The 21,883-nt window shown below is 46.9% G+C and carries 17 protein-coding genes; all 17 read left to right on the top strand.

What is annotated here, in order from left to right:
* Window positions 1-6 precede the first annotated feature (6 nt).
* The gene (locus QFZ78_RS26085; protein ID WP_307555905.1) at window positions 7-1,512 is read left to right on the top strand and encodes an ABC transporter ATP-binding protein; all 1,506 of its coding nucleotides are present in this window, start codon (window positions 7-9) and stop codon (window positions 1,510-1,512) included.
* A gap of 68 nt (window positions 1,513-1,580) precedes the next feature.
* The gene (locus tag QFZ78_RS26090; RefSeq protein WP_373461140.1) at window positions 1,581-2,630 is read left to right on the top strand and encodes an ABC transporter permease; all 1,050 of its coding nucleotides are present in this window, start codon (window positions 1,581-1,583) and stop codon (window positions 2,628-2,630) included.
* Between the two features lie 57 nt (window positions 2,631-2,687).
* Window positions 2,688-3,623, top strand: coding sequence for an ABC transporter permease (locus QFZ78_RS26095; RefSeq protein WP_307551890.1), 936 nt, complete (start codon window positions 2,688-2,690; stop codon window positions 3,621-3,623).
* A 19-nt stretch (window positions 3,624-3,642) separates the two neighbouring features.
* Window positions 3,643-4,131 carry a nucleoside deaminase gene (locus QFZ78_RS26100; RefSeq protein ID WP_307551891.1) on the top strand — a complete coding sequence of 163 codons (489 nt, stop codon included), beginning with the start codon at window positions 3,643-3,645 and terminating at the stop codon, window positions 4,129-4,131.
* 189 nt (window positions 4,132-4,320) lie between these two features.
* Window positions 4,321-5,454 (top strand): multiple monosaccharide ABC transporter substrate-binding protein, encoded by a 1,134-nt coding sequence (chvE, locus tag QFZ78_RS26105; RefSeq protein ID WP_307551892.1) that lies wholly within the window; start codon window positions 4,321-4,323, stop codon window positions 5,452-5,454.
* Between the two features lie 93 nt (window positions 5,455-5,547).
* Complete coding sequence (gene mmsA, locus QFZ78_RS26110) at window positions 5,548-7,098, top strand: multiple monosaccharide ABC transporter ATP-binding protein (RefSeq protein ID WP_307551894.1); 1,551 nt, start codon at window positions 5,548-5,550, stop codon at window positions 7,096-7,098.
* Complete coding sequence (gene mmsB / locus QFZ78_RS26115; protein ID WP_307551896.1) at window positions 7,082-8,245, top strand: multiple monosaccharide ABC transporter permease; 1,164 nt, start codon at window positions 7,082-7,084, stop codon at window positions 8,243-8,245. The genes mmsA and mmsB overlap by 17 nt, the downstream gene beginning before the upstream one ends.
* Window positions 8,246-8,334: 89 nt before the next feature.
* Window positions 8,335-10,059, top strand: a complete 1,725-nt coding sequence (locus QFZ78_RS26120) for a methyl-accepting chemotaxis protein (protein WP_307551898.1) — start codon at window positions 8,335-8,337, stop codon at window positions 10,057-10,059.
* Between the two features lie 38 nt (window positions 10,060-10,097).
* Entirely contained in the window at window positions 10,098-11,114 is a 1,017-nt protein-coding gene (locus QFZ78_RS26125; protein WP_307551900.1) for a substrate-binding domain-containing protein, read from the top strand.
* Between the two features lie 31 nt (window positions 11,115-11,145).
* The gene (locus QFZ78_RS26130; protein ID WP_307551902.1) at window positions 11,146-13,008 is read left to right on the top strand and encodes a cache domain-containing sensor histidine kinase; all 1,863 of its coding nucleotides are present in this window, start codon (window positions 11,146-11,148) and stop codon (window positions 13,006-13,008) included.
* Window positions 13,005-14,222 (top strand): response regulator, encoded by a 1,218-nt coding sequence (locus QFZ78_RS26135; RefSeq protein ID WP_307551904.1) that lies wholly within the window; start codon window positions 13,005-13,007, stop codon window positions 14,220-14,222. Before QFZ78_RS26130 ends, QFZ78_RS26135 begins: the two co-directional genes overlap by 4 nt.
* A gap of 262 nt (window positions 14,223-14,484) precedes the next feature.
* Window positions 14,485-15,954: a factor-independent urate hydroxylase gene (gene pucL / locus QFZ78_RS26140; RefSeq protein ID WP_307551906.1), complete on the top strand. Its 1,470-nt coding sequence runs from the start codon at window positions 14,485-14,487 to the stop codon at window positions 15,952-15,954.
* Window positions 15,951-16,307 (top strand): hydroxyisourate hydrolase, encoded by a 357-nt coding sequence (gene uraH, locus QFZ78_RS26145; protein WP_307551909.1) that lies wholly within the window; start codon window positions 15,951-15,953, stop codon window positions 16,305-16,307. Before pucL ends, uraH begins: the two co-directional genes overlap by 4 nt.
* 46 nt (window positions 16,308-16,353) lie before the next feature.
* The gene (locus tag QFZ78_RS26150) at window positions 16,354-17,748 is read left to right on the top strand and encodes an allantoinase (RefSeq protein WP_307551911.1); all 1,395 of its coding nucleotides are present in this window, start codon (window positions 16,354-16,356) and stop codon (window positions 17,746-17,748) included.
* Between the two features lies 1 nt (window position 17,749).
* Window positions 17,750-19,030 (top strand): Zn-dependent hydrolase, encoded by a 1,281-nt coding sequence (locus QFZ78_RS26155; RefSeq protein WP_307555907.1) that lies wholly within the window; start codon window positions 17,750-17,752, stop codon window positions 19,028-19,030.
* On the top strand, window positions 19,017-20,261 hold the full coding sequence (locus tag QFZ78_RS26160; protein ID WP_307551912.1) for a pyridoxal-phosphate-dependent aminotransferase family protein: 1,245 nt from the start codon (window positions 19,017-19,019) through the stop codon (window positions 20,259-20,261). The genes QFZ78_RS26155 and QFZ78_RS26160 overlap by 14 nt, the downstream gene beginning before the upstream one ends.
* Window positions 20,255-21,850, top strand: a complete 1,596-nt coding sequence (gene ggt / locus QFZ78_RS26165; RefSeq protein WP_307551914.1) for a gamma-glutamyltransferase — start codon at window positions 20,255-20,257, stop codon at window positions 21,848-21,850. The genes QFZ78_RS26160 and ggt overlap by 7 nt, the downstream gene beginning before the upstream one ends.
* The last annotated feature ends 33 nt before the right edge of the window (window positions 21,851-21,883 follow it).

Below are 21,883 nucleotides of genomic sequence, written 5' to 3' on the forward strand. Positions count from 1 at the left end.
GTTGAGATGAACCAGATCGTCAAGCAGTTTGGTTCTGTTGTAGCTAATGATCATGTTGATTTCCGGGCAAAAGCTGGAGAGATTCATGCACTGTTAGGTGAGAACGGCGCCGGCAAAAGTACAATGATGTGTATGCTCTCAGGTGTATATCGCCCAACAAGCGGAGAGATTCTTATCCACGGTGAAAAGGTGCGAATTCGTTCGCCGAAGGATGCGATGAATCTAGGGGTTGGGATGGTCTTTCAAAATTTTCGACTAGTTCAAACGTTAACAGCCGCGGAGAATATCGTTCTTGGGGAGTCGTCTTCGTTCTGGCGCGGTCCGCGATGGCTCGCTAGAAAGTCCGAAGAGATCGAGGCTATTTCGAAACATTTTGGTCTACTGTTTCCGGTGGACCGGCCCATTTGGCAGCTGTCGGTTGGGGAACAGCAGCGTGTTGAAATCGTGAAGACACTCTATCGGGGAGCGGATTTAATTATTTTGGATGAACCTACCTCGGTGTTGACACCAGGCGAGGTGGATCAGTTGTTTGAGACACTGAATCGCATGAAAAAAGAAGGTAAGACCGTGATTATGACGACGCATAAACTCAAGGAGGTTATGTTTGCTTCGGATCGCATATCCGTCATGCGTAAAGGCAAGATGATCGCAACGATGGCGAAGTCGGAAACGAACGAGAGGGATCTGGCGCAGCTCATGGTCGGCAAGGAGAGCCTAGAAAGCCGCACGGTTGTTAGAGATAAACCGCAAGGTAAGCCGATGCTTGTGGTGGGTGGTTTGGATGTGTATGCGGATCATGGACGCAAGGTGCTGGATGGGCTTCAGTTTCAAGTGTATGAAGGCGAGATTGTTGGAGTTGCCGGGGTGTCTGGAAACGGGCAGAAGGAGCTTGCGGAGGTGTTAACAGGACTTCGCGTATGGAAACAAGGCGATGTCCAATTTGACGGCAAGGCATTGCGTAACGGTTCAGTGCGCGCGGCCATAGAGCTGGGGATTGCCCATGTGCCGGAAAACAGCATGAAGAGTGGTCTAGCGGGCAGTTTGGGCTCCGTAGATAACTTGCTCTTCAAGACATATCGTTCTCCGGAACGATCTCGATTCGGTTTACTGCGCACAGGAAGCAATCGAAGCTGGGCGCAGAAGCTTGTTGAGCTGTTCGATGTGAGGACATCGGGGATTGATGCCCCCGTTCAGTACATGTCAGGGGGCAATCAGCAGAAGCTGCTTTTTGCCCGGGAAATTGATCAAGATCCGAAGCTGATGGTTGCCGTGCATCCAACGCAGGGGCTAGATGTAGGCGCAACTGAGGGTGTGCACCAATTGCTAGAGGAATTGCGCAGCAAGGGGAGTTCTGTTCTCTTAATATCTGAAGATTTGGATGAGGTGCTGCAGCTAGCCGACCGTATACTGGTCATGTACGACGGACGCATCGTGGGCAATATTCCCCGAGAGGAAGCGAGCCGTGAATATATGGGTATGTTGATGGCGGGGTCTGAGGAGGATGCAGGGTGAGTGAACAACAAACGGCGGGAACCATTCCGATAGAAAAAAAGGTGCCTAAGCGAGAAGCTAGTTTTCGTATGCCTTACCGTTTTGAGATTGATCCTGCAGGGCCAGCCAGTCCGTGGTGGGTGACGATCGTATCTATCGTCTTGGCGCTGTTGGCCTGCGGTATTTTTATAGCTTTAAATGGCATGAATCCGATTATGGTCTATGCCAAAATGCTCAAAGGTGCCTTTGGTTCTTCCTTTGGCATTACGGAGACCCTCGTGAAGGCGATTCCTCTGCTGCTTTGCGGTCTTGGCGTATCGATCGCGTACCGGATTTCGGTATGGAACATCGGTGCCGAGGGGCAGTTTTTGGCTGGAGCGATGGCGGCTACCGCAATTACGGTTTATTTTCCGCAGCTGCCGATGTACATTTCGATTCCATCTATGGTGGTAGCGAGCATCGTAGCCGGTGGGGTCTGGGGATTGCTGACGGCGATCCCTAGGACCTATTTTCAAGTAAATGAACTAATTACATCCTTAATGTTGAATTATGTGGCTCTTCTTGCCTTGAATTATGCGGTATTCGGTCCATGGAAAGATCCGAAGGGCTTTAACTTCCCAGGATCCCCGATGTTCACCGCGGCGCAGTCATTACCTACTTTTGGAGCTACCCGACTTCATTTCGGGATCGTTTTTGCTATAGTTGCCGTGCTGTTCTACGCCTTTGTGATCCGATATACACGTTGGGGTTATGAGCTGCGCCTCATTGGTGCGAATGCGGAGGCTGCGCGGAATGCAGGAATTCGAATTTCCAGACATGTTCTCGTTGTTATGATCATTAGCGGCGGGGTGGCTGGATTAGCGGGGATGAGTGAAGTTTCCGGTGTGGCGCACCGACTTATGTATGGTATTTCGCCGGGGTATGGGTATACAGCCATTATTGTAGCTTGGCTTGCGAAGCTGAATCCGGTAGGGCTTGTGATATCATCGGTGCTGTTCGGAGGGCTCGTTGTGGGAGGATACAGTGTGCAGACGATCGGTCTTCCTTCATCCACCTCTTCTATGATTCAAGGGGCTATCCTATTTTTCCTCATTGCGGGTGGTATGGCTGGGAAAATTCGCATTCGCCGCAATCGGTGAGAGGTGAGCTAATGGGTGAGCTTGGATTGAAATCATGCTGAAAGGGGAGGGAATGTCATGGATATTGTCACACAATTAATTGTTTCCGCTATCTCTTCCGGTACGCCGCTGCTGTTAGCTGTATTGGGTGGAATTCTTATCGAAAGATCAGGCATCACGCAACTGGGCGCAGAAGGACTGATGTTGATGGGGGCAGTGACTTCTTGTCTCGTTTTTATTCAAACCGGGAGTTTGGCGCTGACCCTTCTCTGTGTACTGGCAGTGGGCGGTATTCTGGGTTTGCTTCATGGATTTCTTTGTATAACCCTGCACGCCAATCAGGTCGTAAGTGGTCTGGCCATGACGATATTCGGCGCAGGTCTTAGCGCTTATCTTGGAAAGCGCGTTAGCGGCATCCCATTACCCGGAGCGGTACCAAAGTTAGATTTGCCATGGCTTGAGAATGTGCCGTTTATTGGGAAGATTTTTGCGCACTTAGATCTTTTCACTTGGTTTAGTTTTGTGCTGGTTATTGTCATGCATCTGTTCATCCATCGTACATCGTGGGGGCTTCATCTCAGAGCGGTAGGGGATAACCCGGCAACAGCTGACGTTATGGGCATTCCTGTTATCGCGATTCGTTACTTTTGTATCATTATTGGCTCCATATTGATCGGCATTGGGGGGGCTGATTTGCTGCTCGTGTACACGCCAACTTGGAACGAAGGCATGACCTCTGGACGCGGTTGGATTGCGGTGGCGCTCATTATTTTCGCGAGATGGAATCCGGTTCGTGCTTTGGTGTGCGCTTATTTCTTCGGTGTGTTGGATACCTTGGGGTTCCGCGTTCAGCTTATTGGCAGTCATATCCCTTCTTATTTTCTTAAAATGATTCCGTACATCGTGACCATTCTGGTTCTGATGTTCCTAGGTTGGCGTAATCGCAATAAGCCTTCGGGTGCACCGGAAGCGCTAGGCGTTCCCTACATCAGGGAGCAAAGATTTCAAAGTTGAGCACAAGGGGTGGAGGTACGTGGTAACTGATCGTAATGGGCATATTCCATTTTTGAATAGATGTATAGAGCTATCTGTGCTTGCCAGAGAATCGGGGAATACCCCGTTTGGTGCGCTACTGGTTGGATCGAATGGAGAAATATTGCTGGAGCAGGGGAATATCGAGATAACGGAGTCGAACTGCACCGGTCATGCGGAGACAACATTGATGGAGGCGGCCTCTAAGCGGTATAGCAAGAAAGAATTGTGGGAGTGCACCTTGTATACATCCGCAGAGCCATGCGCGATGTGTGCTGGATCCATTTATTGGGGGAACGTTGGGCGTGTAGTCTACGGAATATCGGAAAAACGTCTAGCCTCACTGACAGGTGATGATGAGCAGAATCCTACACTCGATCTACCGTGTCGTGAGGTATTTGCCAGAGGAAACAAGACGATTCAAGTCCTTGGTCCTTTCCCCGAGGTAGAAGAGGAAGCTGTAGCAGCGCATGCTGGATATTGGTCTTAAACGTGTAAAAGAAAGCCGTCAGGATGATAAACTGGTGGCTTTTCTTTGTATTGTGCACATATGAAAGCGTTTAAATAAGTTTAATATTTATAAAAACGAGTTGTTTTTTTGAAAAGACGCTGAATGCCTTCAGCCCTATACTTAGGTCTATGAAACACGAACCTGAGATAAACGAGAGGGGTAATTCAGATGAAAAGAAGGTTATCTGTATTTATTTTATTGTCTTTGATATTAGTGATTTCCGCTTGCGGTGCTAAAACCGCTACAACGGAACAAAAAGATGCGGCAAGCACAGCGGCGCCTACAACAGCAGCCAAAACGGATGCGAAAGCCGGAGGTAAAGTAGGAATCTCGATGCCGACGAAATCATCGGAAAGATGGGTGAGCGACGGAGCTAACATGGTAAAGGAATTCGAAAAATTAGGTTATAAAACTGACCTGCAATATGCGGAAGACGTGATTGAGAACCAAGTAGCTCAAATTGAAAATATGATTACCAAAGGTGTTAATCTCCTCGTTATCGCACCGATTGACGGAGAATCTTTGACAGATGTTCTGAAGAAAGCGCATGATGCCAAAGTTGAGGTTATCGCGTACGATCGTCTAATCAAAAAGAGTGAGTTTGTCAGCTACTATGCTACTTTCGATAATTTCAAGGTAGGCGTACTGCAAGCCTCCTATATCGAGAAAAAGCTTGGTTTGAAAGATGGCAAAGGCCCATTCAATATTGAGCTTTTCGCTGGATCACCTGATGATAACAATGCACATTTCTTCTTTGATGGAGCCATTTCCGTACTGAAGCCTTACCTGGATTCCGGTAAATTAGTAGTGAAGAGCAAGCAAACGGGGTTCGAGCAAGTAGCAACATTAAGATGGGATGGTTCAGTTGCCCAATCCAGAATGGATAATCTGCTAAGCAAAAACTATGCTTCTGAGAAAGTTGATGCTGTGTTGTCTCCTTATGATGGTATCAGTATCGGGATACTATCTTCCTTAAAAGGTGTTGGCTATGGGACAGCAAGCAAGCCACTTCCGGTTATTACGGGTCAAGATGCAGAGTTGGCGTCCGTCAAATCGATTATTTCCGGGGAACAAACACAAACGGTATTTAAAGATACTCGTGAGTTGGCTAAAAAAGCGGTTGCGATCGCAGACAGTGTTCTAAAAGGAAACAAAGCCGAAGTGAACGATACGAAAACATATAATAATGGCGTTAAAGTTGTTCCTGCTTACCTGCTTGAGCCTGTGTCTGTAGATGCATCCAACTATGAATCCATCTTGGTAACCAGCGGTTATTACACAAAAGATAAATTAGGTAAATAATTATTATCAATCTAGGAACTGCCTAAATGATCTAGTGATAGCCGAGTATGACTATCGCTAGATCATTTATTACATGGAAGGCTTGGTGATCGCATGTCGGATGCCATATTGGAAATGAAAAATATTACGAAAACATTTCCGGGTGTGAAAGCGCTCAGTAATGTGAATTTACGTGTTCAAGAAGGTGAGATTCACGCCTTGCTTGGTGAGAATGGTGCAGGCAAGTCAACGCTTATGAAAGTATTAAGCGGCGTATATCCACACGGGTCCTATGATGGCGATATTTTATTCAAGGGTCAAGTATGTGAGTTCAAGGATATCAAACAAAGCGAAAATCTGGGAATCGTCATTATTCACCAAGAATTAGCTCTTATTCCTTATTTATCGATTGCAGAAAATATCTTTTTGGGGAATGAACAAGCTTCACGAGGGATCATCAATTGGAACGAAACCATTATGAAGACGAGGGAATTGCTGCAAAAGGTTGGATTAAGTGAGCAGCCTACGACCTTGACGCTCAATATTGGTGTCGGCAAGCAGCAATTGGTGGAAATTGCAAAAGCGTTATCAAAGAAGGTGAAGCTGCTGATCTTGGATGAACCTACAGCTGCCCTAAATGAAGAGGATAGCGATAATCTGCTGAATTTATTGTTGGAATTTAAGAAACAAGGGATCTCTTCCATTCTGATTTCCCACAAATTAAATGAAATTTCTAAGGTGGCAGATTCCATTACCATTCTTAGGGATGGTCAAACCATAGAAACGTTGGATATGAGAAAAGACCAGATTACCGAAGACCGCATTATTAAAGGCATGGTGGGCCGGGATTTAACACATCGTTATCCAATCAGGGAGCCGCAAATCGGCGAGACGTTGTTTGAAGTAAAGGATTGGAATGTCTATCATCCTCTGCAAGACAATCGTAAAGTCATCGATCAAGTAAATTTGAACATTCGTAAAGGTGAAATTGTCGGTATTGCCGGGTTAATGGGAGCAGGTAGAACGGAACTGGCAATGAGTATTTTCGGCAAATCCTATGGGAAGAAAATCAGCGGTCATTTATATAAAGATGGCAAGGAAATTCACCTGCCAACGATTGACAAGGCCATTAATCATGGTGTGGCATATGTAACGGAAGACCGTAAGAACTATGGGTTAATCTTGATTGATGATATTAAAAGAAACATAACGCTGGCAAGACTGGATAAGATTTCGAAAAATAAGGTCGTTAACGAGAATGAAGAAATTGTCCATGCGGAAAGCTTTCGGCAAAAGATGAATATTAAAACACCGAGCATTCTACAGAAAACAGGGAATTTGAGCGGTGGCAATCAACAGAAGGTTGTTTTAAGCAAATGGATCTTTTCAGAGCCGGATATTCTTATTCTTGATGAGCCAACACGGGGTATCGATGTTGGAGCCAAATATGAGATTTATACGATCATCAATCAATTAGCGATGGAGGGCAAAGGGATCCTGCTTATTTCCTCGGAGCTTCCCGAAATTCTAGGGATGTGTGACCGTGTTTACGTGATGAATGAGGGGAAAATGGTTGGCGAATTAAGTAAAGAGGAAGCTTCACAGGAAGAAATCATGAAATGCATAACGAGAGCAGGGGGACACATGCATGGAAACACTGAGTAAAATGTTCAAAAGCAATATCCGACAATATGGCATGATTATTGCGCTAGTTTTGATTACGGTATTTTTTCAAATTATGACGGATGGGGTTCTGTTGAAATCTCTGAATGTAACGAATTTGATTTTGCAAAATAGTTACATTTTGGTGCTGGCTATAGGCATGTTATTGGTCATTATCACTGGAAATATCGACCTTTCTGTAGGATCTGTAGCCGCTTTTGTAGGAGCAGTATCCGCCGTTTTGATGGTCGATTTGAAAGTTCCTTTTGTCTTAGCAGTCATCATTTCTTTGGTCATTGGAGCATTGGTTGGGGCTTGGCAGGGCTTTTGGGTCGCTTATGTGAGAATTCCATCCTTTATCGTTACACTGGCGGGGATGCTCCTCTTCCGGGGGTTGACGATGATCGTTTTGAACGGGATGTCTATCGCGCCATTTCCGAAGACTTTTCAGAAAATCAGCTCTGGCTTTATTCCTGATGTATTAAATGGAAGCACTTTGCATAACACTACACTGGTCGTCGGAGTTGTATTATCCCTTATTTTGGTGTGGAGCGAACTTAGAAAAAGAAAGAGTCAACTCAAATATAAATTCGATGTCATGCCAATGGGATTCCTGATAGCCAAAATTGTTGTGATGGTTGGGATCATTAACGTATTCACATATGTACTGGCTAGCTATGAGGGTATTCCTAACATCCTGATTCTTTTGTTTGTGCTCGTTGTTATTTATACCTTCGTCATGAATAAAACGGTCATGGGACGCCATATTTATGCGCTCGGCGGAAGTGAAAAAGCGGCTAAATTATCAGGAATCAAAACGAAACATGTCACTTTCTGGGTGTTCGTAAATATGGGGGTAATGGCAGCGCTATCCGGTCTCGTATTTGCGGCAAGATTAAATGCGGCTACGCCTAAAGCAGGTGTGAACTTTGAGCTGGATGCTATCGCTGCTGTCTTCATTGGCGGTGCTTCCGCGACTGGCGGAATCGGTACGGTTATTGGTGCTCTCATCGGTGGACTAGTGATGGGTGTCATGAACAACGGGATGTCCTTAGTCGGTCTTGGTATTGACTGGCAGCAAGGTATCAAGGGCTTGGTGCTGTTATTTGCGGTAGGTTTTGATATTTACAATAAATCCAAAACTGCTTAGTCGGATGACATCCAGGCAATAGATCAAATAAGACTTTTCCTGAAGGGGAGGGTCTTATTTGCGGCTTAACCTACGGAGTGGGGGATAAAATGATGAGTAAACGTATGACATGGCTAAGAAGCAATCCCTTCAAGGTGCTCTCTCTTTCTTTGCGTTCAAAGCTTATGATAGCCTTTGTGGTTATCGCTTTATTGGTCGCAGTGACTAGCGGATTATCTTACTATTTTCTGAAAAAAATCAATCTATCTTATGTGAATTTGTTAAATCATAATGCCATGATTCTGCAGCTTGCTTCGGATATCCAATACCAAACACAATTGCAGTATAGCCTTATGTCCAGCTATGTCATTGATCCTTCTCCGGAGAAAGTTCAATCTGTTCTCGAAAGTAATCAGAAGCTTTCTGCTTTGGTGCAAGACATCAAGGGTATCGACGAGAATGCGGAAGATCAAACTTACTTTAAGGTAATGGGTGAGTCTATCGAGACGATTGCCGGATTGGTGCATGATCTTGAGAAGACGAAATCCAGTTTTCAAAGGACCGTACCCCTCACTCAAAATTTAACCAAGCTTGCTGAGAAGATTCAGAAAAAGCAAAAGAGCATCATGGAATTGAGGAAAGTGGAAAATGGCAATATGATGGATCAAACCATTTACAAGCTCATATGGGTAAGCATCACGGCTTTAGTGATCGCGTTAGCCATAGGATGGATGGTGTCCAGAATGATTATCGCCCCTCTTAGGATGATTGTTAAAGCGGCGAGAGATATAGCTTCTTGTGATTTAACGGGCCGAGATATTAGAGTCCGCAGCCGCGATGAGCTTCATGACTTGGCGGAGGCTTTCAATCAAATGAAAGGCAATTTGTATAAAATCATTAGCCAGGTTGACTATCATGCAAAGCATGTATCGGCAGCAGCGGAAGAGCTCAGCGGCAACTCCGAGCACTTGAGCCAAGCGTCGGAGCAAATTACGACGGTTGTGCAAGAGATATCCGCAGGTTCGGAATCTCAGGTACAGCAAATGATGACGGGTGTCTCTTTCCTTACGCAGATGGATCATTCCGTATTGCAAATTGCCAAGATTACGGAATTAACGAATGAAACGTCGTCTCACGCATTGGCAGCTGTTAGTAGGGGGACGGATTCTATCGATTTATCCATTAGCCAAATGAACGCCATTTATTATAAAATGAAAGTGCTTTCGGAATCCGTACAGCGCTTAGGAACTCACGTTATGCATGTCCTCGCGGCGAACGATCTTATTGCCAATATTTCCAGGCAAACCAATTTGCTTGCACTTAACGCATCGATTGAAGCGGCTAGAGCAGGTGAAGCAGGCAAGGGCTTCGCGGTTGTTGCGCAAGAAGTTCGTCATTTATCTAAGCAAACAACAGAGGCTGCAGATGAAGTAGCGAGATTGGTGAATGCTATTCAAGAGGAAATGGTTGAAGTCGTACATTCCTGTGAGGCAGGTTCACAAGAGGTGAGCACAGGGATTTCAGTTGTAAATGAAGCGAACGTGGCGTTTGAACGAATAAAAAAAGAAATCGAAGAGGTTAGCGAGCAAATTAGCCAAGTATCCCTGCAATCCGCTGACATTTCTCAGAAGTCGCAAACGGCTCTAGAGGTTCTTCGTTCGATAGAAGTAGTGGCCAAGCATACAGCTTCAGGTACGAGAGATGTGTCCATTAACATGGAAGAGCAATTAGGGAGCATGGAAGAAATCGTTTCTTCTGCTAACATTTTAAGCGGGATGGCGGAAGAATTAGATGAATTAATTGGTAGATTTCAATTAAGATCGAATGTCATATAGGGCTCATCTGCCTGAAAAAGGTTATAGGAGGAACAAGTATGAAAAAGCTGTTGATGGTGTATGCGATACTAATCGCAACTTTTTTGCTTTTCCTTTATTTTTATCAATACAGGGAGCCTACGGATCAATCGCTTAAGCAAATGAATCGTGGTCTCCAAGGAAAAATCGAAGAGAAGTATGTGATGGTCAACTTCCAGTCCGGCATTGATTATTGGAAAAGTTGCCTCAAAGGCTTCGAAGATGCCGCGAAGCTATTGAATGTTTCCGTTGAGTACCGGGGTGCTACACAGTACGATGTCTACGAAGAGATAACCGTATTGGAACAGGTAATCGCTAAGAAGCCGGCAGGTATTGCGGTCTCGGCGATCAATCCAAACGCACTGGTTGTGACCATTAATAAAGCTGTCGAAGCAGGCATACCTGTCGTATTATTCGATTCTGGCGCACCTAAGAGTAAAGCTTACTCTTTTCTGGGAACGAATAATTATAATGCTGGCGTAAGCGCAGCTCATAAAATGGCAGAATTGACCGGGACCAATGGTAAGCTTGCGATTATTACACTGCCTAATCAACTGAATCATCAGGATCGAATGGCCGGATTTCAGGATACGATCAGAAGCAGTTACCCAGATCTTCAAATTATTGCGATAGAAGATGGTAAGGGGGATCAATTGGCATCCGAACGGATTGCGGTTAAAGTTCTCAAGGATCATCCGGATTTGAACGGTATATTTGCCACTGAGGCCAATGGCGGTGTGGGTGTAGGTAATGCAGTGAAAGGCTTGAATCGGCTTTCTCGAGTGAAAATTATTGGATTTGATACGGATAAAGGGACGCTCGATATGGTAAAGAACGAGACGATTTCGGCAACGCTTGCGCAAGGTACCTGGAATATGGGGTATTGGTCGCTGATGCATTTGCTCCATCTTCAAAAGGAGGCCCAGAAATCGCATTTACCTCTGCAAAATGCCAAGGAGCCGCTTGTTCCTACCTATGTGGATACGGGAATTACAATCGTAACGAAAGAAAATGTCGATATCTATTATGCCAAATGACAGCTTAGAGGCGAATGATGAGGTGAAGCGCATGAAGATGTTCAAATGGATTACACTGAATAACTGGCCAATCCGTTATAAGTTAATCATGCACTTCTTACTAATTAGCATTTTGCCTGCTATTTGTTTGGGTATTCTGATCGCGTTAGCGACAGATCGGATTATCGAAAAACAGGTTAATGAGCATACGTCTCAATTAATCGGAAATGTGAATAAATCGCTTGAAGCTTATGCGGGGAATTTGCAGAATATTACCTATTTCACTTCCTTTAACCCACAAGTGAAGCGGTTTCTAAGTGGTGAGCCCGCCATCCAACCCTCAGAAGCCTACGATATGCGGATATTCCTTCAAGGATTTACAACCCTGTACTCGGAAGTGGCGGGTATCTTGGTGGTGAATGCAAAGGGGGATTACATCAGTAACGAAATGTATGCCAGAACAACCCGGAGTCTAACCGAAGAAGGTTGGTATAAGGAAGCTGTTGATCATAAGGGGATATTCAGTATCGTGGGTCATCCCTCTGGAAGAAATGTCACCACGCACGTTGACTATAAGGATGAGGATATTGTCTCTGTGGTCAGAGCGATTCTGGATCCCGAAACCCAAGCGGTTAAAGGTGTCATCTTAATTGATTTAAAGCTTAGAGTCATCGCAGAAACCGTGCAGGACGTAAGTTTAGGGAAATCGGGCTACTTGATGGTCATTGATGATAAAGGTGAAAGTATCTATACACCGGAGCATCCCTTTGTGAGCAAGTTTCAGCGAAGTTGGATTGATGAGAATCCCGCGGGTACATTTTCAAAAACGATCGATGGCACCTATATGCAGTTCATTTATCGGAAATCCGCTTTTACGAATTGGACGACGGTGGGGGTATTTTCAACGCAAGAGTCGGTTCGAGAGGTCAGAGAAATCCGCCTTTATTTGATCATGTTTGTTTTCGTTGTATGCTTGCTCGGTATTGCGGCTTCCTATTATTTATCCTACACCATCTCTTTCCCCATTTGGCAGCTAACGTCATTCATGAGAAGAGCAGAGGATGGTAATCTATCTATACGTTTCAAGGACAAAAGAACAGATGAAGTGGGCATGCTGGGGCGAAGCTTCAACCATATGCTGATGCAAATTACGAAGCTGATCGGTTTGGTCGAAAAGGAGCAGCGGCAGAAGAGGGAAGCGGAACTGCGAAGTCTGCAAGCGCAAATTAAGCCGCATTTTTTATACAACACACTCGATACGATTCTATGGTTAGCTCGTAAAAGCGGGGCGCATGAAGTGACAGAAGTGGTCGATTCCCTATCGAGACTATTTCGAATTGGTCTTAGCAAGGGGAATGAGGTCATTTCGCTTATGGAAGAATTCGAGCACGTGAAGAGCTATCTCATCATTCAAAAAACAAGGTACAAGGAAAAATTGAATTATTCCATTGTCATTGACCCTTCGCTCCATCAGCTTTATGTGCTCAAGTTGATTCTTCAACCGATTGTCGAGAATGCTATCTATCATGGGATTAAAGAGCGCCGTGGACCTGGTAATATCGACATACACGCTCGGAATGAGAATGAAAGAGTGGTTATCACCATTCGCGATAACGGAGCTGGAATGTCCGAGGAAAAGCTGGAACGCTTAAGACGAACCTTGGAAGCTGCTGCTTCTAAATCGAATCCGGCAGCAAGTGAATATAAGCAGGATACGCCGCATGTAAGCGAGCAGGAATCATCATTTATAGTAACAAATCCTCAATCGGGTGAGGGGTATGGATTAACGAATGTACATGAACGAATTGTGATCAGCTTCGGAGATGCTTATGGGGTATCCATTGAAAGCATAAGGGGAGAGGGAACAACCGTAACGATTACACATCCTGTGTTAAAAAGAGAGGTGTCCGTATGATCGTAAGTCCGCCCTGGAAAGTATTGATTGCAGATGATGAATCGATCATACGCGAAGGAATACTAAGTTCATTGAATTGGCAGCAGCTTGGCCTGGAGGTTGTGGCAGAGGCTGAGGACGGTGAAGAGGCCTTAGAGCTGGCACGTAAGCATAGTGTTCATATCCTGCTTGTTGATCTCAATATGCCCATAATGAACGGTATGTCATTGATCAAACATATGCGTGAGGAGCTTCCGGATTGCAAGATCATCATCATAACCGGACATGATGAGTTTACCTATGCACAAGCAGCCATTCGTATGAATGTGGACGATTATATCCTCAAACCAGTGAATCCCGCGCAGCTTGCCGATGTTCTAACCAAAATAACGAAGCAGATGGCTTCTTCCTTAGAGAAAGAGGAGCATTTGCAAATGGCTTCCAAACAGATCGAAAGGAACTTCTCGCTATTAAGAGAACGCTTCTGCCTGGAATGGATGGATGGGGGACTTAGTGAGGTTGAGATTAGAGAGCAGCTTGCGTTTCTCAAAATACCCGATCGAGCGCCGAGTACGCTAGGCGTTATTCAATGGTCCGGGAATTCAAGAGGTAAGGAGCTTTTATCAGAAAGAGACCGTCAGCTATACTTGTTTGCCATTGAGAATATCGTTGAAGAGCTGTTATCTCCCTACACGCTGGTCAAATTTCGAGATCATTTGGGGATGCTGGTTGTACTATTATGGGATCCGGTGCCAGCCGATGCTATCGAGAAAATGGATGCAGCTGTGCAAACGTATTTGAAAATAACCATAGCTTCTCAATTCCTGACGGGCATAGAAGGCGTTACAGGTGTTTCTAACATGTACCAGCAAGCGAGAACTTCCTTATATAAAGAAGCCCATCTGTCTCCTTTTGTTCGTCTGGCGAAGGATTTCATTGCACAGAGATATAGCAACCCTGAGATCACGTTGGAAATGATCGCCAATGAAATGAAGGTATCACCTGTCTATTTGGGAAGAATATTTAAACAAGAATTAGGTATTCCTTTTGTGAATTTACTTACTCATACGCGAATTAATCATGCAATTCATTACTTGAGCACAACGGATATGACGATTATTGAGATTTCCGAAAAAGTAGGCTATGACTCCCAACATTATTTCAGTACAGCATTTAAAAAAGTAGTAGGCATAGCGCCAAATCAGTACCGCAAAGAAGGAACCATGCATTCGTAATCGCCAAGTAATGATAACAAGCATGCACCTCAGCTGAAAATGGTCAAATGGAAGCGTTAAGCTGCCCTATGAACCAAAGAGCCGAGGTGTATTTTTTTGCATGATGATATGAAAAGGTGCAAGCTCACAAAAAAAGTTACTGATGTTATGAAAGTTTACAAACTTTATTCATATAAATTGACCATGATACACAGCGGATTTACAATGAAACAAATCTTGATAATGAATGGTTAGATTTTCATAGAAATAGAGGTGACGGGTAGTGAAGCTGACGCTGCATAAAGTGAATGAATTGAATCAGGAAGATTTCATTAATATGTTCGGCCCTCTATTTGAACACTCACCTTGGGTGGCAGAGCGGGCATGGAGCTCGCAGCCTTTTGCAACGGAGCAGGAGTTGATCAGTGCTTTGGAACGAGAGGTTTGGCGTGCTGATCGGATGGAGCAGCTAGCATTGCTTAGAGCGCATCCAGATTTAGGAACGCGAGTGCGGATGACCGATCATTCTGTTCAGGAGCAGTCCGGGGCCGGTTTGAACCAATTAACAGCTGAAGAATATGAGCAATTTCTAGCCTACAACAAGCAGTATACGGATGCCTTTGAATTTCCTTTTATAATGGCGATCAAAGGCCAGACCAAAGAGACCATTCGAGAAGCGATTCGCACTCGGATACACCGAGATAAGGAAGAAGAGCTGGGGAAAGCATTGCAGGAGGTTTGTAAAATTGGGCGGTTTCGCCTAGAAGCTGTGTTAATCAATGAAGCGGAGGCGAAAGCGATGAAACAAGCGAACGGATCAGAGAGAATCATGTATTACGGCAAAGGTGATGTATGGGTATATCGTTCCTATGCGAAGCCGCTGACGAATCTGACGTTAATACCGGAATCGGGTTTCACCGGACGAGATAATGTGTTGTTCGGAATGAATATCAAAGTGGCGGTTAGCGGTGAGAAGTTCTTCACTTCTTTTACCGAAGGGGACAACTCGATGGTTGTTGCTACGGATTCGATGAAAAATTTCATTCTGCGCAAAGCCGGAGAATATGAAGGCGCTACAGCTGAAGGGTTTCTGGAGTTCACCGGCCGCCGCTTCCTAGAGACGTACCCACAAATGACGGGTGTGAGGATGACAGCAGATCAAGTTTCTTTTGAAGTGCTGCCTGTTCCTGGGGTAAAAGGATTCGCCGGCAGTGATCTGGTTTACCGTTATTCGCAAAATGAACATCCGACCGCACTGGTTGAAGTCGTGCGCATGGATGAGGGGATTGCTGTAGTGGAACATGCGGGCGGCATCGCTGATTTGAAGCTGATTAAAGTAAAAGGAAGTTCCTTCGCGGGCTTCGTTCGAGATGAGTATACGACGCTTCCGGAATCTTTTGACCGTCCTTTATTTATTTTCTTAGATATTGCTTGGAGTTATGAAGAAGTGGCGGATGCCCTAGACTCTGACCTCGGACGCTATGTGGCTGCTGAGCAAATTCGTGATATTGCGCATACCGTATTCCATGAGCAGCATTCACCGTCGATCCAAAATCTTATTTATCGAATTGGGCAGCGCTCGCTCATTCGTTTCCCTCAATTAAAAGAAATTCGTTTTGAATCTAATAATCGTACGTGGGAAACGATTTTGGAGCAAGCATCCGTTGGTGAGGGCAAGGTGTTTACAGAGCCTAGACCGCCTTATGGTTTCCAAGGCTTTTCCATGACAAAGAGTGACCTGGAGGGCCTATGAGCGCTGGTTTAACATCGCACGTACTGGATATTAGCAGTGGACGACCGGCTAGTGGAGTGAGGATTGATTTGTTTCGCCTCCAAGACGGGCGCTCAGAACTGCTTCGCTCGGAGGTTACGAATGCGGATGGTCGCCTTCAGGGGCCAATGCTTAGTGAGGATGATTTGACACCGGGAGTTTACGAGCTGGTCTTTCATATAGGTGATTATTTCAGAAGAATCTCGACTAACCTTGCAGAGCCAGCGTTTCTGGATCAAGTACCGGTTCGTTTTGGTATATCGACTCAAGATGCTCATTATCATGTGCCGCTGCTAATCGCACCATGGGGATATAACACATATCGAGGAAGTTAACGCTGACAGGATGGCTGAGCATGAATGACTCCGAGGGAGGATTCGTATGACTAATCAATTTGACCTCGTAATTCGGAAAGGTACTGTAGTCCTGAGAGATGAAGTACGCCAGTTAGACATCGGTATTCAAGGTGGCAAAATTGCTGCGCTAGGCGAAAACCTCGTATACTCGGAGGATACACCTGTCTATGATGCGGAGCATTTGCACATTATGCCGGGGATGGTTGACGCACATGTTCATTTCAATGAACCAGCACTTGGTCACTGGGAAGGGTTTGCTACCGGATCCGCGGCGCTTGCGGCTGGCGGATGCACGACCTATATCGACATGCCGCTGAATGGCGTGCCTCCCACCGTTCGCTTGAGCGCACTTGAACGCAAGCTGGCAGCAGCTGAAGGCGAATCTGTAGTGGATTATGCCCTGTGGGGCGGACTTGTTCCCGGCAATGTGGGCAATCTTCAAGAGCTGGCGGAAGCTGGCGTCATTGGATTTAAGGCGTTCATGTCTTGTCCTGGCGGAGAAGGGGAAGATATTTTCGTTGAGGTGGACGACCTGACTCTTTACGAAGGGATGAAGGAAATTTCCCGCTTGGGGCTAGTGCTTGCACTTCATGCCGAAAGCGATGAGATCGTATCCAAGCTGGCTGCGCAAGCACTTGCGGAAGGCAGACGCGGGGCGCTCAACTTCGTTGCGACGAGACCGATTGCAGCTGAGCTTGAGGCGGTGAACCGCGCACTGTTCTACGCTGAGCAAACGGGCTGCAAGCTGCACTTCGTGCATATCAGCAGCGTTGAAGCTGTGCAGGCCATCACGGAGGCGAAGGCTAAAGGGCTGGACGTCACGGTAGAAACGTGCCCGCATTACTTAGTGCTTACTAGCGCCGATTTGGAGCGGCTTGGTGCGGTTGCCAAGTGTGCGCCTCCGCTGCGCACATCGGAAGATCAAGCTCGGCTGTGGGCGGTGCTGGCAGATGGGCAATTGGACATTCTCGCCTCAGATCATTCGCCATGCCCTACTCATATGAAGGAAGGGGATTTCTTCGAGGCGTGGGGCGGGATATCCGGCGCACAAAGCTCGCTGGAGCTTATGCTGGACGAAGGCTACCTACGCAGAGAGGTGCCGCTGCCTATGTTGTCGCGGATGCTATCCCTTGAGCCAGCCAAGCGGTTTGGCCTGCATCCCCGCAAAGGTGAAATCGCTTTAGGCGCGGATGCTGATTTAGCTCTAGTGGATATGAAGCTGGGCTACTCTCTTCAGGAGAGTGATTTGCTTTACCGCCATAAACATAGCCCTTATGTAGGGAAAGCGTTCGGATGTCGGGTGAAGGCGACCTTCTTACGAGGTGCTAAGGTGTATGAGCTTGGTGTAGGGGTAGAGGAGAAAGCAGACGGGATTTGGATGCTCCACGCAGCAGTGATCGGGGGTGAGGAAGGTGGCTAAAATGACACCGAACTCGCTGGATTTGCTGTCAAAATACGCAGAGCAGATGCTGGAAGTACTGGAGTGGCTTTCCTCTTATGGGGCTGACCCAGACGGAGGAGTCACTCGTTTGCTATATACGGAGCCATGGCTGCAGGCGCAGCAGGCTCTTACCCGGAAAATGCACAAGTTGGGGCTAGAAGCTGGCTTCGATGCCGTTGGTAATGTATTTGGAAAACTGCAAGGGAGTAACCTTGCTTTGAAGTCGGTTCTCACAGGTTCTCATATAGACACGGTGAAAAACGGCGGTAAATACGATGGGGCTTACGGCGTAGTTGCCTCCATGATGGCACTTGGTTATTTGAAGTCGGTTTATGGGACGCCGAAACGAACACTTGAAGTGGTTTCATTTTGTGAGGAAGAGGGAAGTCGCTTCCCGCCCGCTTATTGGGGCTCTGGTCATGTGACCGGTGTGAAGTCGCTGACGGGAGCTTCGGGGATTGCTGATCTTGAAGGTGTGACTCTGCTTGGGGCAATGCAGCAAGCTGGCTTCGACACTGCAAGTGTAGGTGAACACCCTGCAAAGCGCGAAGATATAGGAGCGTATATTGAGATTCATATCGAACAAGGCTCTGTTTTGGAGTATAAGCAGAAACAGATCGGTGTAGTAACAGCAATCGTTGGTCAAATTAGGTTGACGGTAGTGGTAACGGGCACATCAAATCATGCCGGTACGACCCCGATGACAATGCGAAAAGATGCTCTTGCAGGAGCTTCAGAAATGGTGGCTCTGACAGAACGGATGGCGCTGGATCAGGGTGAACCGCTTGTTGCTACCGTTGGGCGTTTGGAAGTGAAGCGGGGAACATCGAATGTGGTACCGGGGGAAGTTGAATTTACGCTGGATATTCGGCATACTGACGAGTGGAAGATGGATGCTTTTCGTGCGAGATTGCTAGCTGAGTTTGAAGTAATCGCGAAGCGAAGAGATCTTCAAATAGATACGACCCTAAATTTACATGCTTCGCCTGTGGCTATGCATGAAGGGATTTCGGCAGAAATTGAAGCTGCCTGTGATACCCATAGGTTCGAGAGTATGCGGCTGCCTAGCGGGGCAGGGCATGATGCGCAGTTGTTCGGGTCGATATGTCCGACAGCGATGATCTTCGTTCCAAGCCGCGCGGGCATTAGCCACAGTCCTGATGAGTTTACGGAACCGGCCGAACTGGTCGCTGGGTTCCAAGTACTGGTGCATGTGTTATACCAATATGGCTATGGGGGGAAAGTAGATGAAATCTTATAAAGACTTGTCGCCCTCGCTGCGAACGATAATGACCCCAGGACCTGTTGAGGTCGACCCGCGGGTACTGCGGGCGATGTCTTATCCGATTCTGGGACAGTTCGATCCTGAATTCACCGAACTGATGAATGAGACGATGGAAATGCTTCGTGATGTATTTCAAACAAAAAATCAATGGGCTTTTCCAATAGATGGCACCTCGCGTTCGGGCATTGAGGCTGTTCTAGTAAGTGTGATTGAGCCGGGGGACAAGGTGCTTGTTCCTATTTATGGGCGCTTTGGCCATCTGCTTGTGGAAATCTCTGAGCGCTGCGGTGCAGAGGTCGTCCTGCTGGAGAGAGAATGGGGAACGGTGTTCGATCCAGAGGAAATCATCGCTGCCATACACCGCGAAAAGCCGAGCATTGTTGCGATCGTTCACGGCGAAACATCCACGGGTTGTATCCAACCGTTTGATGGCATCGGCGCTGCTTGCCGCCAAGTGGATGCACTGCTTGTTGTTGATGCCGTCGCTACGATTGGCGGAGTTCCGGTTAAGACAGACGAGTGGCAGCTCGATGCTGTTATCGGCGGGACGCAAAAGTGTTTATCCGTCCCATCCGGCATGTCGCCAATTACGTATAACGAGCGTGTTGAAGCCAAGGTAATGCGGCGCAAAACGATTGAGCGGGGACTGCGTGAGAAAGGTTCGGCAGTATCGGCTGGGAAGCCAGTTTCGAGCAACTATTTCGACCTCGGCCAGCTTCAGGACTACTGGAGTCCGAAACGGCTCAATCATCATACGGAGGCAACCTCGATGTTGTACGCTTTGCGCGAGGGCTTGCGACTTGTCCTGCAGGAAGGCCTAGAAAATCGATACCGTCGTCATCAGCGTCATGAGGCTGCGTTAGTTGCAGGCCTTCAGGCAATGGGGTTATCGCTGTACGGGAATCCTGAATGTAAGTTAACGGTTGTGACCTGCATCCATATTCCAGATGGAATCGCTGGTGAATCTGTGCGTTCGATGTTGTTAAACAGTTTCGGCATTGAAATCGCCAGTTCTTTCGGACCTCTGAAGGGTCAAATTTGGCGAATCGGTACGATGGGCTTTAGCTGTAATCAGAAAAACGTGCTCCACGTGCTTGGTGCACTGGAGGCGGTTCTCCTATGGCACGGCGCCGATATTACAGTCGGTAAGGCTTTGCAAGCAGCGTTAACGTTATATGCTCGTAATGAGGAGGAGCTGCCATGTTAAATATCATGCCGCGAGCCGAGCGCGCCATGATTGCTACGCCTCATTATTTGGCTAGCAGTGTGGGAAGTGCCATTTTGCAGCAGGGAGGCAATGCGTTTGATAGCGCGATTGCGATCAGTGCGACACTTGGAGTCGTCTACCCGCATATGACGGGGCTTGGCGGGGACGCCTTTTTCCTCATGCACGATGCTGCGACGGGCACCTTTACGGGCTTTAATGGAAGCGGGAAGTCAGCTGCGCAGGCTACGCTTGATTTTTACAAAGATAAAGGGTTACATGCGATTCCCCAAAGAGGAATTCTAAGCGCGATAACCGTTCCGGGAATGGTCGATGCCTGGTGGCAAGTATGGGAGAAGTACGGGAAGCTGCCGTGGGAGAAGCTGCTCGATCCGGCGATTGCTTATGCGGAAAAGGGTTTTCCTATATCGCGTAATCTGCTTTTTTGGATGCGTAAGGACGAGGCTTTCATTCGGGCTTCTGAGCAGCTGAGTGCCTTATATATGGCGGGCGGCGAGCTTTTGAAGGAAGGGGATCGTCTTGTTCAGAAAGACATGGCCCAAACGTTACGTTTAGTTCAACGTGAAGGTAGGAATGCCTTTTATAAGGGTTCGTTGATGCAAACAGTTGTTGACAGCATTCAGCGGGATGGTGGATTGCTGCTGGAAGATGATTTCCGTACTTACTCGGGAGAATGGGTGGAATTGCTTTCGACAACCTACCGTGGGTATGAAATTTATCAAATGCCGCCGAATTCACAAGGATTCACAGCGCTAATGATGATGAATATGCTGGAAAATATAGAGGTTAGTGCGGTTCCGCGGGCCTCCGCGAATTTTTATCATCTGATGTCCGAAGTGATCAAAAAGGCATTCAAAGACCGAGATCTTTACTTGACGGATCCCCATTTTCGGGAAATTCCGCTGGAGCGTCTGATTTCTAAAGCCTACGCTGCGGAGCTCTGGAATGAGATTCAAGCAGAGCCGCTCAAGGTGAGTGAACACTTGTCACCAGCGATTGGGCAGGATACGGCCTATGCGGCTGTTGTTGATGATGAAGGGAATTCGGTTTCGTTTATCCAAAGCTTATATTTCGACTTCGGTGCTGCTTATGTACCAGGCGATACGGGCATTATTATGCAAAATCGAGGTTCTTTTTTCTCACTGGATCCCGCATGCGCGAACGTTCTAGAGCCGAATAAAAGGTCATTTCATACCTTAATGCCTGCCATGGTGAGCAAAGAGGGGAAGCCTTTCATGCTTTTCGGTACGCAGGGTGGAGAAGGTCAGCCGCAAACACAGCTTTCCATACTGACAGGCGTGTTGGATTATGGTTTGTCCATTCAAGAAGCTATCTCGCTACCGCGTTGGGTATACGGCCGTACGTGGGGGGAAGATGGCGATGCATTGAAGCTCGAGCACCGTCTGGATGGCGAGGTATATGCACGTTTGAAAAGGTGGGGACATCGTGTTGAGCCTGTGAACCCTTGGGATGGGATTATGGGGCAAGCGCAGGGCATTGTGATTGATGAGAAAGGCTTCATGAGCGGTGCTGCGGACCCTCGCGGTGACGGTTTAGCCATTGGATGGTAGGACGATAAATCCATAAAGCGAGGTGCGATGAGT

The organism is Paenibacillus sp. V4I5, assembly GCF_030817255.1.
Classification (GTDB): domain Bacteria; phylum Bacillota; class Bacilli; order Paenibacillales; family NBRC-103111; genus Paenibacillus_E.

Bases quoted from the DNA above. Each gene is read 5' to 3' on its own strand.
- QFZ78_RS26085 (WP_307555905.1), top strand. From the start codon at position 7: ATGAACCAGATCGTCAAGCAGTTTGGTTCTGTTGTAGCTAATGATCAT.
- QFZ78_RS26090 (WP_373461140.1), top strand. From the start codon at position 1,581: ATGCCTTACCGTTTTGAGATTGATCCTGCAGGGCCAGCCAGTCCGTGG.
- QFZ78_RS26095 (WP_307551890.1), top strand. From the start codon at position 2,688: ATGGATATTGTCACACAATTAATTGTTTCCGCTATCTCTTCCGGTACG.
- chvE (WP_307551892.1), top strand. From the start codon at position 4,321: ATGAAAAGAAGGTTATCTGTATTTATTTTATTGTCTTTGATATTAGTG.
- mmsA (WP_307551894.1), top strand. From the start codon at position 5,548: ATGTCGGATGCCATATTGGAAATGAAAAATATTACGAAAACATTTCCG.
- mmsB (WP_307551896.1), top strand. From the start codon at position 7,082: ATGGAAACACTGAGTAAAATGTTCAAAAGCAATATCCGACAATATGGC.
- QFZ78_RS26120 (WP_307551898.1), top strand. From the start codon at position 8,335: ATGATGAGTAAACGTATGACATGGCTAAGAAGCAATCCCTTCAAGGTG.
- QFZ78_RS26125 (WP_307551900.1), top strand. From the start codon at position 10,098: ATGAAAAAGCTGTTGATGGTGTATGCGATACTAATCGCAACTTTTTTG.
- QFZ78_RS26130 (WP_307551902.1), top strand. From the start codon at position 11,146: ATGAAGATGTTCAAATGGATTACACTGAATAACTGGCCAATCCGTTAT.
- QFZ78_RS26135 (WP_307551904.1), top strand. From the start codon at position 13,005: ATGATCGTAAGTCCGCCCTGGAAAGTATTGATTGCAGATGATGAATCG.
- uraH (WP_307551909.1), top strand. From the start codon at position 15,951: ATGAGCGCTGGTTTAACATCGCACGTACTGGATATTAGCAGTGGACGA.
- QFZ78_RS26150 (WP_307551911.1), top strand. From the start codon at position 16,354: ATGACTAATCAATTTGACCTCGTAATTCGGAAAGGTACTGTAGTCCTG.
- QFZ78_RS26155 (WP_307555907.1), top strand. From the start codon at position 17,750: ATGACACCGAACTCGCTGGATTTGCTGTCAAAATACGCAGAGCAGATG.
- QFZ78_RS26160 (WP_307551912.1), top strand. From the start codon at position 19,017: ATGAAATCTTATAAAGACTTGTCGCCCTCGCTGCGAACGATAATGACC.
- ggt (WP_307551914.1), top strand. From the start codon at position 20,255: ATGTTAAATATCATGCCGCGAGCCGAGCGCGCCATGATTGCTACGCCT.